At 64.8% G+C, this 13582-nt stretch carries 8 protein-coding genes, 2 tRNA genes and 1 riboswitch; of the genes, 3 read left to right on the top strand and 7 right to left on the bottom strand.

Features of this window, described 5'->3' with window-relative positions; translation table 11 throughout:
• Positions 1-112: 112 nt before the first annotated feature.
• A complete protein-coding gene (gene trpS / locus Q0G75_RS08615; protein WP_294416779.1) occupies positions 113-1159 on the bottom strand; it encodes a tryptophan--tRNA ligase in 1047 nt (348 codons plus the stop codon).
• Between the two features lie 335 nt (positions 1160-1494).
• On the opposite strand from trpS, the gene Q0G75_RS08620 reads away from it, so the two are divergent.
• Positions 1495-2133: a lactate utilization protein gene (locus tag Q0G75_RS08620; protein WP_294416778.1), complete on the top strand. Its 639-nt coding sequence runs from the start codon at positions 1495-1497 to the stop codon at positions 2131-2133.
• A gap of 207 nt (positions 2134-2340) precedes the next feature.
• Here Q0G75_RS08620 and Q0G75_RS08625 read toward each other — a convergent pair.
• Both Q0G75_RS08625 and Q0G75_RS08630 read right to left on the bottom strand, forming a co-directional pair.
• Positions 2341-2415, bottom strand: a tRNA-Ile gene (locus tag Q0G75_RS08625).
• A gap of 182 nt (positions 2416-2597) precedes the next feature.
• Positions 2598-2672, bottom strand: a tRNA-Val gene (locus tag Q0G75_RS08630).
• A 191-nt stretch (positions 2673-2863) separates the two neighbouring features.
• Here Q0G75_RS08630 and Q0G75_RS08635 point away from each other — a divergent pair.
• Positions 2864-3520: a DUF6198 family protein gene (locus Q0G75_RS08635; protein WP_294416777.1), complete on the top strand. Its 657-nt coding sequence runs from the start codon at positions 2864-2866 to the stop codon at positions 3518-3520.
• Between the two features lie 250 nt (positions 3521-3770).
• Here the strand turns inward: Q0G75_RS08635 and rlmKL are convergent, their stop codons facing one another.
• The 4 genes from rlmKL to metK all read right to left on the bottom strand — a co-directional run bounded on the left by rlmKL (position 3771) and on the right by metK (position 11795).
• Complete coding sequence (gene rlmKL, locus Q0G75_RS08640; RefSeq protein WP_294416776.1) at positions 3771-6104, bottom strand: bifunctional 23S rRNA (guanine(2069)-N(7))-methyltransferase RlmK/23S rRNA (guanine(2445)-N(2))-methyltransferase RlmL; 2334 nt, start codon at positions 6102-6104, stop codon at positions 3771-3773.
• Positions 6105-6188: 84 nt separating this feature from the next.
• Positions 6189-7442 carry an RNA polymerase sigma factor RpoD gene (gene rpoD, locus Q0G75_RS08645; protein ID WP_294416775.1) on the bottom strand — a complete coding sequence of 418 codons (1254 nt, stop codon included), beginning with the start codon at positions 7440-7442 and terminating at the stop codon, positions 6189-6191.
• Between the two features lie 94 nt (positions 7443-7536).
• Positions 7537-10095 carry a primosomal protein N' gene (gene priA, locus Q0G75_RS08650; RefSeq protein ID WP_294416774.1) on the bottom strand — a complete coding sequence of 853 codons (2559 nt, stop codon included), beginning with the start codon at positions 10093-10095 and terminating at the stop codon, positions 7537-7539.
• A gap of 434 nt (positions 10096-10529) precedes the next feature.
• A complete protein-coding gene (gene metK, locus Q0G75_RS08655) occupies positions 10530-11795 on the bottom strand; it encodes a methionine adenosyltransferase (protein WP_294416772.1) in 1266 nt (421 codons plus the stop codon).
• Between the two features lie 10 nt (positions 11796-11805).
• Positions 11806-11900: riboswitch (SAM riboswitch) on the bottom strand.
• 219 nt (positions 11901-12119) lie between these two features.
• On the opposite strand from metK, the gene Q0G75_RS08660 reads away from it, so the two are divergent.
• Positions 12120-13520: a hypothetical protein gene (locus Q0G75_RS08660; RefSeq protein ID WP_294416770.1), complete on the top strand. Its 1401-nt coding sequence runs from the start codon at positions 12120-12122 to the stop codon at positions 13518-13520.
• Positions 13521-13582 lie beyond the last annotated feature (62 nt).

The following is a 13582-nucleotide window of genomic DNA, read 5'->3' on the forward strand; positions in this document are numbered from 1 at the left end:
AAAGCAGGTTGTCGTCCGCCCGCATAGCGGGCGGTTTACTTGGCGCGGCTACGCGCGCGCCAGACTGAAGTCATTAATGAAAAAAGCCGCCCGAGGGCGGCTTTTCGTTTCCCTAGTACACCATGCCCATGGCTTCGCGTACTTCTTCCAGGGTTTGGTTTGCGATCTCGTTGGCGCGGCGATTGCCTTCGCGCAGGACGTCCTTCACGTAGTCCATGTCGCCTGCAAGCTCCATACGGCGCTCGCGGATAGAAGCCAGGAAGTTGTTCACGCTTTCGGTGACGTACTTCTTCAGCTGACCGGAGCCGCCGTTGCCGATCTCCTCGGCGATCTCCTGCTCGCCGCGGCCGGTGCACAGCGAGGCCGTGGTGATGAGCGCCGATACGCCCGGGCGGTTGTCCGGATCGAAGGTGATGAAGCGCTCGGAGTCGGTCTGGGACTTCTTGATGAGCTTCGCCGTCTCCTCGGCAGTGGCGGACAGGCTGATGGCGTTGCCGTAGCTCTTCGACATCTTGCGACCGTCAAGGCCGGGGATGAGCACGGCGTCGGTGAGCAGGCCTTCGGGTTCGGGGAACACATGGCCGTAACGCTCGTTGAAGCGGCGGGCGATCTGGCGGGTTTGCTCGATGTGCGGCAGCTGGTCCTTGCCGACGGGCACGATGTTACCCTTGCAGAACAGGATGTCGCATGCCTGGTGCACGGGATAGGTGAGCAAAAGGCCGGTGAGCGCGTGGCCGGAAGCTTCCTGCTCGGACTTCACCGTGGGGTTGCGCTCGAGCTCGGCTTCGGTGCACAGGGAAAGGAACGGCAGCATGAGCTGGTTGAGCGCCGGCACCTGCGAGTGGGTGAAGATGATGGTCTTCTCCGGATCGATACCGCAGGCCAGGTAGTCGATGACCATGTTGTAGACGTTGTCCTGGATGTTGGCCGTGGTGTCACGGTCGGTGATGACCTGGTAGTCGGCGATGATCACGCGGGAGGTGACGCCAAGGTTCTGCAGCGCCACGCGCTCGCGGATGGTGCCGAAGTAATGGCCCAGGTGCAGCCTGCCCGTGGGGCGGTCGCCCGTGAGCATGCAGTATTTGCCGGGGTTGACGGAAAGGTCGGCGCGAATCTCATCGCTGCGTTTCTTGCTGGCTTCGAAGCTATCGCCCATCATGCCCTCACATTCATAGTTAGGCGGGAATTCAGTAGTTGCTCCAGTATAGCGCTTATGCCCGATGCGGGCGCGCACCATCTGAAACCGTTTGGCGCGAGGCACCAGGGCAAGGCCGGCTGCCCGCGATTCCCGCCAACGGGCTTACCGAGACGCTTCCCAGCTCGCCTCCCCTTCCCCACAGAAATGCAACTGCGCTTGATGCTGGACGCCCCGCCAGGCTGAACCTTGTCGAAGCGCTTTCCGGTTCACCACCCCGTTTCCCAACTGCCAAGCTTCGCACCACCGAAAACGTGGCACAATGGGAATCACCTGCCAGACGAGAGAAGGAGCGCACCATGGAAACCCCCCGCACGCTTGCATTCGCGCAAACGGCGCAAACCATCATCAAGCAGCTTGAGCGCCGCAACATGGAAGGCTATTTCTGCGAAACGTCCGCCGATGCCGTTGAGCTGGTGCGCAAGCTGGTGCCCGCCGGCGCCTCCATCGCCTGGGGCGGCACGGAGACGTTCAAGGAGACGGGCGTGAAGTCCATGCTGGAAGCGGGCGATTACCGCATGATCGATCGTTCGAAGGCGACCACGCCCGAGGAAACGCGCGAGATCTTGCTGCAGCATTTCGCCAGCGACTGCTTCTTCATGAGCGCCAACGCCATCACGCGCAAAGGCGAGCTGGTCAACATCGACGGCAACTCCAACCGCCTTGCCTGCCTGCTGCACGGCCCGCACGAGGTGTTCGTGCTGGTCGGCATGAACAAGGTGGTGGAGGACGTGGATGCCGGCATCAAGCGCATCCGCACCATGGCATGCCCGCCGAACGCCGCGCGCCTGCACACGGACACGCCCTGCGAGCGCAACGGCGTTTGCGGCAACTGCCACGAGCCCGGCTGCATGTGCTGCAACGTGGTGGTGACCCGCCACAGCCGCCAAGCCGGCCGCATCAAGGTGATCTTGATCGCCGAGGATCTGGGATTCTAAACGTTAGTCGGTTAGGTGAAACTCATTGCACTCATGAATGCCCGCACTGCCAGATTTCGGCGATGACCCGATAACGAGATGGCGATTGCATCGCCAACTATTCCTATGATGCGAGCAGAACCCGCTGCCAACGACCGCGCCGCCTCCCAATACTGGAAAGATGCGAAAGAAAAGGCCAGGAGCACCAAGCTCCTGGCCTTACATGTTTGGTGGGCCCGCCCGGATTCGAACCGAGAACCAAAGGATTATGAGTCCCCTGCTCCACCGTTGAGCTACAGGCCCGTATTATCGGCATCGCCCGCTTTCGCGAAACGCGCCTTCGCCGCACTGGAAGCTTGAAGCACCTTCGGCACGCATGCCGGCTTCGACGCATTTGAAGCATGTGGCATCTCCGGTAAGCTGCCTGCTGCCACCCCATTCGAAAGAAAAAGGCCGGAACCACTTGATTCCGGCCTTGTCATTCGTGGTGGTCGCTACAGGATTTGAACCTGTGACCCCCGCCGTGTGAAGGCGATGCTCTCCCGCTGAGCCAAGCGACCGTGTTGCGTACTTCGTAGCGCGCTCGATATATATTACGGGAAAGCACCCTACCGCGCAACCCCTGATTTCAACTTTTTTGAAAAAGTTTGGTTGCAGGAAAACCCCTCTATACCTACAATCGATATAGGGTTTTGGCAACACCGCTCCTGATACGATGCCAAGCCCTCACCCTCCAACAGAAAGAAGAAGCATGAAGCAACACCTTGCGCTACGCTGGTGCCTGCTTGCCATCGGGATCGTCGTCATGGCCGCGGGCATCGTCATCGTCACGAAATCGGCTACGGGAAACACCCCCATCTCATCAACGGGATATGTGCTCAGCGTCGCCTTCCCCAGCGTATCGTACGGCGTGTTCATGTTCTTCTGGAACATCCTGCTGCTGCTCGGGCAAGTGGTTATCCTACGACGCCGATTCCAGCCCTTGGCGTTGCTGCAGATCCCCATCAGCGTGCTCTTCAGCCTGAGCATCGATGCGTTCGCAGGACTGCTTTCCTGGTTCACTCCCGTCAATTACGCCGAATCCCTTGGCGTGCTCGCCCTAGGCATCGTCACGCTTGCTGCGGGCATCTCGTGCACGGTGGTGGCGAATGTGGCCATGAACTGTGGAGAGGCCCTGGTCGCAGCCATCACCTCGAAAACCGGGTGGAACTTCGGCCACACCAAGGTTGGGTTCGATATCAGCTGCGTCGTCATAGCCTGCGTGGTTTCGCTTATCACCATGGGGCACGTTACAGGCGTCCGCGAAGGCACCGTGGCAGCAGCGGTCATCACGGGGTTCGTCGTGAACTTCTTCGTGCGCATGATGGGCGGAGCGCGCCCGCCCCTAAAAGCAGGCAGCAAGGAATAGCGAGCAGAAAGCACGTTGTCCAAGCAAGAGGCGCGCAATGAGGACTATCTGAACACGAAGACGGTCAGGGCTTTAGAACGCGCCGCGCGGGCAAAAGGCGCATTGCAAGAAGACGCATGGCGAAGCCCGGAAAGCGCGTTGCCCAAGATGGCGCATCCGCTGTTGAGACAAGACAAGACAACGGTAGGGGCCTGAAAGCGATACGGCTTTCAGGCCCCTACCTTATATAGCTCGTTGGACGACGCCCGCTTTACGCGCGCTTCACCAGGTAGCACTTGTGGATACGCGGGTTGCGCTCGAAATCGTGCGGGATGGTCTGCGCCGTGATGTCCTCGAGCGCGACCCCGTACTTGTCCAGCTGCTCCATATCGGGCTTGAACGAGCGCAGGTTGCAGCTGAACACCGCCGTTCCTTCCTTGGTCAGCAAGCGGGACACGCCCACCAACAGCTCGACGTGATCGCGCTGCACATCCCAAGTGCGCTTGCCCATGGACTTCGAGTTGCTGAACGTGGGCGGGTCCACGAAGATCAGGTCGAAGCGGCGCGGGCTGCGGCGGCAATCGGTGATCCAGTTCATCACATCGCCTCGCTCGAAGCTGTGCGCACGCCCGGTGAACCCGTTTTGCTCCATGTTGCGCTCGGCCCAATCCAGGTAGGTTTGCGACAGGTCGACCGTGACGGTCTCCACCGCCCCGCCCGCCGCAGCCTGCACCGTAGCCGAGCCCGTATAAGCGAACAGGTTGAGGAAGCGCTTGCCCGCGGCCATCTTGCGCACCATGGCGCGCGTGTCGCGATGGTCGAGGAACAGGCCCGTATCCAAATAGCCGGCAAGGTCAACCTCGAGGAGGCACCCTGCTTCGTCGACATGCGTGACGTAGTTGCGCTTTCCCGCACCACGGTACTGCCCGCCGCCCTTGTCATGGCAGCGCACCTTGGAGAACACGTGGTCGGGACGAACGCCCAAGACCACGGGCGCCAGCGTGAGGATATCGTCGAAGCGACGGCGCGCCTTATCGGGGTCGATGGAGCGCGGCGGGGCGTATTCGGCGATATGCAGGTACGTATTGCCCGCAGCCTGACCGGCTCCCGTGTACACATCGATGGCTGCGGAGTAATCGGGCAAGTCGGCATCGTAGACGCGATAGCAGGTAACGCCCTCACGGCGCGCCCACTTGCGGCGCTCCTTGGCAACCTTGCGCAGGCGGTCGGCGAACTGCTGCGAGGATTCCTCGAACACCTCCACCTTATGCTCCGCGCCGCCGTTGGCGTCCGGCACCACGGCTTGGGCAAGCTGCGCCGGAGGCCGCATGAACAGCAGCACCTGCGTTTCCACGCGTCCACGGCCGAAACGCAGCGTGTCGGCGGCGTCGACGCCGAAGCGCCCCTGCACGCCCTGCCCGCCGGCGACCGCATACAGGCTGCCCGCCGGCACCGCTGCCGCCGCCTTCACGAACGCCGCAGCTTCGGCCTGGGCGCGGGCCTCGGACTGGATGCGATCGCCTGCCGGCATGTTGGATGCCACCAGGCACGGGCACAGCTTATCCTGGCCGTTATCGACGGCACGCCTGCTCTGCAGCCGATCGGCCACGTCGCACGCGCGCTTGGCCATATCGGCCACGGTATGCGCATCCCCCAGCTCGATGCTGACCACCTGACGCAAGCCGGCGCGCTTGGCGCGGTTGCGGGCACGGGCGATGGCAGGGCTTGAGTTGGTGGCGCCCACGATGCGCACACGCTCAAGATCGGGGCGATCGGAAGCCGAGGCATTCGCCGCACCGGCGCCGCCGACGGCCTCCAGGCCTTCCTCGAAGCGCTCGTCGGCCTCGTCGAGCAAACGGTTCCAAGCCTGCTCGTCGAACGCAGCCCAGCCCATAAAGCCCCAACGGCTGCGCGCCAGGCCAGGGGCCATATCGCAGGCCGCCGCAGCGGCCTCCACCACCAGCGAGCCGTCGCCGCACGCCGGATCCACCAATGCGGCGCCGTCACGCATGCCGTCCCATTCGCACATGGCCAAAACGCCCGCGGACAGGGCGCACTCAAGCGGGGCGTCCTGGCCCGCATCAGGTTCCAGATATGCACGCGCATACAGCGATTCGCCGGACAGGTCCAGCGAGACGGTGGCGCGGCTGTCGCGGATGCGCACGTCGATGTTGGCGTCGGCGTTGGCGCTATCGACATCAGGGCGCGAGCCCGTGCGCTCCCTGAGCGCATCGCAGATGCCGTCCTTGACCTTCAGCTCGGTGAAATGCGTGTTGCGAAGCTCCTCGTTCATGCCGTGCGCGCGGACGGCGATGCTGGCACCGGGCGCGATGACCTCATGCCAGGGGATGCGGCGGATGCCCTCGTACAGCAAGCTGGCATCGCCGGCGTTCACGCGCTTGACGACCAGCGTGACGCGGGACGCCAAGCGCGACCACAGGCACACGCGCTGGGCAACGGCCGCCGTGCCGAAGAAGGCCACGCCGCCGTGCAGCGGGCGGATGCGGCGTCCACGCAGGCGTTTGAGCTCGTCGGCAAGGTATTGCTCGAACCCGGCCAGGCAGCTGGCGAAGAACTCGTATTCATCGTATGCGGGAGAAGTCATCTGGGTGCCTTTCGTGGGCGATGGATCTAGCTTCGGGCGTAGCGCGCCCGAAAAGAAACGCGGGTCTTGCGACCCGCGTTGCCGTTAATCTTCCAGGTAATCCTTCAGCTTGCTGGAGCGGGAAGGATGACGCAGCTTAGCAAGCGTCTTGCTCTCGATCTGGCGGATGCGCTCGCGCGTGACGCCGAACTCGCGGCCGACCTCCTCGAGCGTGCGGGGATGGCCGTCCTCCAGGCCGAAGCGCAGGCTGATGACCTTGCGCTCGCGCTCGGCAAGGCCGTCGAGCACCTTCGACAGCTGCTCCTGGAGCATGCTGAAGCTGGCGGCGTCGGGCGGCACCACGGCGGCATCGTCCTCGATGAAGTCGCCGAGCTGGGAATCCTCTTCCTCGCCGATGGGCGTTTCCAGGGAAACGGGCTCTTGGCTGATCTTCTGGATCTCGCGCACGCGCTCGGCGGGCAGGCCCATCTCCTTGCCGATCTCCTCGGGCGTTGGCTCGCGGCCGAGCTCCTGCAGAAGCTGGCGCTGGATGCGCACGAGCTTGTTGATGGTTTCCACCATGTGCACCGGGATGCGGATGGTGCGAGCCTGGTCGGCGATGGCGCGGGTGATGGCCTGGCGAATCCACCACGTGGCGTACGTGGAGAACTTGAAGCCCTTCGTGTAGTCGAACTTCTCGACGGCGCGGATCAGGCCCAGGTTGCCTTCCTGGATAAGGTCCAGGAAGAGCATGCCACGGCCCACGTAGCGCTTGGCGATGGACACGACCAGACGCAGGTTCGCCTCGATGAGCTGCTGCTTGGCGTCGATGCCCACCTGCTCGACACGGCCCAGGCGGCGCTTCTCGCGGCGCTCGAGCTCGCGGCCCTCCTCCTCGGCCTTGTCAAGCTCGGCCGCGGCGGCCACGCCGGCCTCGATCTTCATGGCCAGGTCGATCTCCTCTGCGGCGCTGAGCAGCGGGACCTTGCCGATTTCCTTGAGATACATGCGCACCGGGTCGCCGGTGAGCATGGTGACGTTGGCGGCCTCGTTGCGCTTGCGCACCGAGCTGCGGGTCTTCTTCGTGCGCACCTTGGGCAGCGAAACATCGGAAGCGGCCTTGAGCTCCTCCTCGGGAATGCCCTCGAGCAGGTCCTGCTCCTCGCCGTCCTCGTTGATGTTGGACTCCGGCTTCTCGTCGGATGCCGCCTCGGTGCTGCTCATATCGGGCTCGACGTCGTCGACATCGAGCACGTCCTCGTCCTCAAGCACCTCTTCGACCACCGCGGGGGCAGCGGCCTGCTTCGCGGATTTCGCGGTCTTGGAAGCGGTTGCCTGGTTCTTCGAAGCTTGAGCCACGTGTTCTTCCTTTCGACAGGATAAAAAACGCGCCTATTGCCATTCCGCAAATGGGCGCAAATATGCATCAAATTAAGATAGCATAATCCCCTCGTCAGAGCAAGTCGTCGGGATCGACGTCCACGGCGACGTTCACCCACTTGTCCGCCTTGCGGCGGCGGAACACCGGCAGCAGCACCGCGGACACGTCGGCACCCGCCGGGCACTTGACCACCACATGCCAGCGATACGTGTTGCGAAGCTTCGCCAGAACGCACGGCGTCGCCGGCAGCACGCTCCACCCGTCGCCGCCGTAAGCGCGCACCTGCTCGGCAAGCTCGGCCGCAAGCTCGCGGGCGAGCGCGGCCACGTCGGCTTCGTGCGCTCCCCACACCAGCACGTTGGCCATGCGAACATACGGCGGATAGCCGAGCATCTTGCGCTTGGGCAGCTCGTCGCGCAAAAACAGCGCGCGATCGTAGCCGGCGGCGGCGCGGATGGGCGCGGCGTCGGCCTCGTAGGTCTGCACGAGCACGCGCCCGGGCAGCTGCGCGCGCCCGGCGCGGCCCGCCACCTGCTCGATCAGGTCGAACGTGCGCTCGTGGGCGCGGAAATCGGGCAGCTGCAGCTGCGTGTCGGCGTTGATGACGCCCACCAAGGTGACGTCGTCGAAGTCAAGGCCCTTCGCGATCATCTGCGTGCCGAGCAGCACCGCCGACTGCGCCGCCGCGAACTGCTCGAGCAGGCGCTCGTGCGCGCCCTTCCCGCCGGTGGTGTCGGCGTCCATGCGGATGATGGGCACGCCGGCCCCAACCCCGGGCATGGCGTCGAGCACGCAGCGCAGCTCGTCTTCGACGCGCTGCGTTCCCGCGCCGAACTTCTTCAGGTACGGGCTTGAGCACTCCGGGCACAGCGCCGGCGATGCCTGCCTATAGCCGCAATGGTGGCATGCCAGGAAGTTGCCGCGCTCGTGATAGGTCAGCGACGTGTCGCAGTGCGGGCATTTCGGGACGAAGCCGCACTCGCGGCACAGCAAGAACTTCGCGAAACCGCGCTGGTTGAGCAAAAGCACCGCCTTGCGGCCTTGCGAAAGCTCCTCTTGCAGGGCGCGCGTAAGGGCGGCGGAGAACATGGAGCGCGACCCTTCGGCGAACTCGCGCGCCATGTCCACCACGCGGATGGCGGGCATCGGGCGGCCGTTGGCGCGTTCGGGAAGACGGACCTGCGTCCAGCGCGGATGCTTCGCGCACCGGTAGAGCGCCTCAATCGATGGCGTGGCGCTGCCGAGCACCACGGCGGCGCCGCTGCGCCGGGCCATCCAGCATGCAACCTCGCGCGCATGGTAGCGCGGCGCGCTGTCCTGCTTGTAGCTGCCCTCGTGCTCCTCGTCGATGACGTACAGGCCCACGTTGGCAAGCGGGGTGAAAAGCGCGCTGCGCGCGCCTACCACCACGCGGGCCGCGCCGCTGCGTATGAAGTCCCATTGATCGTAGCGCTCGCCCGCCGACATGCGCGAATGCATGACCGCCACCGTATCGCCGAAGCGGCCGCGGAAGCGCCCCACCGTCTGCGGGGTCAGCGAGATCTCGGGCACGAGCACGCATGCCGTGCGGCCCTGCGCGAGCACCCGCTCGATGGCCTGCAGATACACCTCGGTTTTGCCCGAGCCGGTGACGCCGTCGACGAGCACCACGCTGCCATCGGCGGCATCGCAGGCGGCGGCGATTGCATCGAGCGCCTGCGCCTGGCCGCAGGTCAGCTGCGGCTTCGGCGAAAGGGCGCGCACGCCGCCTTCGTTGCCGGCCGTCAGGTCGGCACCGCCGCCGCACGCCTGCCCCTCACGGCCCTCGCAAGCCGTCGCGAAGCCCGCGTCTCCCCCTTCGACGGCAACCCCGCCAGCGGCGCCGGCAGAGCCGACGGCCTCCCCGCCAGCGGCATCCCCGCAAGCGCCCGAAACCGCGCGCTGCGCGATGCGCGCCGCGCCTTCGGAGAACCCGCGCATGCGGCGGCGATGCTCGATGACCACCGCGCCTTTCGCTTCCAGGGCCTTGAGCGTTGAGGACACCGAGCCCATTTGCGCGGTCAGCTCGCTCACGCGCAGCTGACCACGGCGCAACGCCTCCATGACCGCGACCTGCTTGACGGCGTTTGCGCGAGGCGTGTACTCCGAAAACGCCGGCCCCGCAACCACCCAACGATCGTCCACTTGACCGACCGAGGGCTGCTCGAGCCGCCAGCTGCCGTCGCGCCCGTGCACCATGCGCGGCACGCCACCGGGCGGCGTGAACAGGCGCACGCACGCCGACAACGGCGCGATGTAGCGCTCGGAGAGCCACTGGGCGCACGCAGCGCCCTCTTCGTCGAAATACGGCTGGCTGACGGCGCGCTCGATTGCCTTGAGCTTGCCCGCATCGATGTCCTGCGGCCACTGCGGCCCGCCAGGCTGCCCGTATTCGCCGAGCGACACCACGAAGCCCACGGCGCGCCGGTGACCGAACGGCACCAGCACCGCGCATCCCACCGAGATGGCGAAATCGCGCCCGAGCGGGCCGTCGTCGCAATCGCCCGCGCCTTCGCATGCGGCGGCGAACAGCCCCTCTTCAGGGACTGCATAGGTATAAGGCGCATCAAGCGCCTGCGTAGGTATGTCCAAGATCACAGATGCCAGTTTCATAGCGCACCAGTATACCAGCGTTTCGCCGAAAGCAATCGAGAAAGCGAACGGATATTCGCTTTTTAAGAATCATCTGCAGGCAGCCGCTGCTCCCGCCGGAACCCCGAACGGGCAGTCTACGACACGGCCGCCCGGAAGCAGCGGCAACGCGATGCCCGGCGCGCCTGCACAGCGAGCATCCGCGGAACAGCACCTGCAAAAAGATCGAAAACGCGGGGAAGCCCACCGGGCAAGCACGCGACGCAGCCCAAAACCTCGAGCCGTGCCGCATCCTCTTCCAGCGGGCTTTCCCTACTTTGAAATCTCAACCATGTCCGCTGCTATCCGCAGCAGACATCCCGGCCGATTCCTGCACGGCCTCGTTCCACAACCGGCCTCGCAGCCGTCGCGGGCCGGCCGTCAAGCGCCCTTCCCTCGAAAGGCGCCGGACGCGATTACGACAGGCCGCAGGCCTTGCGCAGCGCATCCGCGCGGTCGGTGGCCTCCCAGGTGAACTCGGGAAGCTCGCGGCCGAAGTGGCCGTAGGCCGCCGTCTTGCGATAGATGGGGCGGCGCAGGTTCAGATCGTCGATGATGGCGCCGGGGCGCAGGTCGAACACCTCGTCGATGGCGCGCTCGATGTCGGCCACGGGCACGCACTCGGTGCCGAACGTGTCGACCATGACGGACACGGGGCGGGCCATGCCGATGGCGTAGGCAACCTGCACCTCGCAGCGATGCGCCAGGCCCGCGGCGACCACGTTCTTGGCGACCCAGCGGGCAGCGTATGCCGCAGAGCGGTCGACCTTCGTGCAGTCCTTGCCGCTGAATGCGCCGCCGCCGTGACGGCCCATGCCGCCGTAGGTGTCGACGATGATCTTACGGCCGGTCAAACCGCAGTCGCCCATGGGGCCGCCGATGACGAAGCGGCCGGTGGGGTTGATGTGGATGCCGGCGTCGGGGGCAAGCTCCACGCCCTCGCGCTCGAGCACGGGGCGGATGACGTTGGCCTCGATCTCGACGCGCAGCTGCTCGGTGGAGATCTCCTCGGAATGCTGCGTGGAAACCACGACCTTCTCCACGTTAACGGGCTTGTCGTCGATGTAGCGGACCGAGACCTGGGTCTTGCCGTCGGGACGCAGGTAGGGCATGGTGCCGTCCTTGCGCACCGCGGCCAGCTGCTCGGCCATGCGATGGGCCAGGTAGATGGGCATGGGCATGAGCGTGGACGTGTCGTCGCAGGCATAGCCGAACATCATGCCCTGGTCGCCGGCGCCGACCTTCTCATAGGGATCGTCGCCTGCCTGGCCGTGCTGGGCCTCGTAGCTCTCGTCGACGCCCTGGGCGATATCGGGGCTTTGGTCGTGGATGGCGTTGAGCACGCCGCAGGTATCGCAGTCGAAGCCGTACTTCGCGCGATCGTAACCAATTTCACGCAGCACCTCGCGCGCAAGGGCGGGCACATCGACGTAGGCCTGAGTGCGGATCTCGCCGGCCACGATGATCATGCCGGTAGTGGCCATGGTCTCGCAGGCGCAGCGCACCTGCGTGGGGTCGGCCGGTTGGCCGGACGGGGAGACGTAGCCCTGCCCGGCAAGCTCGATCTCCTTCTCAAGGATGGCGTCGAGCACGGCGTCGGAGATCTGGTCGCACACCTTGTCGGGATGACCCTCGGTGACGGACTCGGACGTGAACAGATAAGAAGAATGCGCGTTGGCCATTGATGTTCCTCCTTCATCGTTGTCGGCCGGACCACCTTGACGCTTTTGCGCCAGGTTGGTGTCGGGATCAGCGAGCCAACCCTCTCCCCCGACTCTTGATAAACGGATATGTTCGGGCGGTGCGCGCCGCCCGCGTTTATGCTAGCTGCGAACGATACCACACGGACATCATTTTGTATGCCCTGCCCGCCGCGCTCGTGGAATCACCATATATTCGCACGCGTGGTATATGGTCGTATCGGAGGTTCCCGGCCGCACCGCATCCATGCGCCGCCCCGTTTGCTAAACTGGGCGGAAACCAACCCGATCGGGAAAAGAGGACGCATGACGCACACCGCACCCCAACCTGCCGACCAGCCCGTTTTCAAGAACGCCGCCTATACCAAGGAGTACATCGACATCGCCGAATCGTTTGACGGCGACATCCCCGGCCGCCGCGCCGCACGCGCCTATATGGACTCCTCCACCGCCATCGTGCACCATCGCGTGGTGTCCACCAGCTTCGTGCCGAAGCTCTACGACGCCGCATCGCGCCAGGTCATGCGCGAGGTGGTGGAAACTACGCATCGCATCCTGTGCAAGGTCATGCAACGCTACCTCGACGACGCCGAGTACCGCAAGATCTTCGACTACGACCCGCGCTTGGCCGAGCTCATTCTGGTCCCGCGCGGCTACGACGCGCTGCTCCCCTTCGCCCGCTTCGACATCTTCCTTGATGAGAACACCGGCGACGTGGCGTTTTGCGAGTTCAACGGCGACGGCAGCTCGGGCATGAACGAGAACCGCGAGATCACGCATTCGGTGGAGGAGACGGCCACCTTCAAAGAGTTCGCACGCCGCCATCACGTGGAGGACTGCGAGCTGTTCGACGCATGGGTGCGCGAATTCGCCGCCATCTACGCCACCTACGAGCATCGCGTGGACAACCCCCGCTTCGCCATCTGCGACTACCTGCAAAACGGCGTGGTCGACGAGTTCCACCTGTTCGCCAAGCGCTTCACCGACGCCGGCCACCCCTGCACGGTGTGCGACGTGCGCGATCTGACCTTCGACGGCGAAGTGCTGCGCGACAAGGAAGGCCAGCCCGTCCACGCCATCTGGCGCCGCTGCGTCACCAACGACGTGCTGGAGTTCTGGGACGAATCGCAGGCGCTCATCGAGGCCGTCAAGGCGCAGAAGGTGGCGCTTATCGGCAGCTTCGCCGGCCACATCGTGCACGACAAGCAGATTTTCGAGGCGCTGTTCAACCCTGCCACGCAGGCGTTTTTGACGACCGAGGAGATCGCGTTCGTGGAGCGCACCGTCCCGCAGACGCGTTACCTCGACGAGAAGGAAGTCGACCTGGATGCCATCCACGCCGACAAGGACGCCTGGATCATCAAGCCCACCGACGCCTACGGCGCCGCCGACGTGTACGCGGGCTGCTTCCAAACGCAGGAGCAATGGGAGCAGATCATCGAGAAGTTCGCCAACGGCGCCGCCGGCGCGCCCTTCTTGGTGCAGCGCTACATCACGCCGTTCAAGACGCAGATTCTCACGCCCGACGACGGCATCGCCGACATGGCCGATGACCAGGTGCAACGCGAGCCGGTGCTGTACAACAACCTGGAGGGCCTGTACTGCTACAACGGCACGTTCCAGGGCATCTTCAGCCGCTTAGGGCCCTACCCCACCATCAGCAAGCCCATGAAGGGCATCACCTGCGCCACCATCTGGGTCGACTAGAACGCGCCCTATTCGCAAAGCCTGCGGCCCCCAAGTCCCAAGACGCGGGGGCCGCAGGCGTT

It is taken from the genome of uncultured Senegalimassilia sp., from assembly GCF_934636665.1.
GTDB lineage: Bacteria > Actinomycetota > Coriobacteriia > Coriobacteriales > Eggerthellaceae > Senegalimassilia.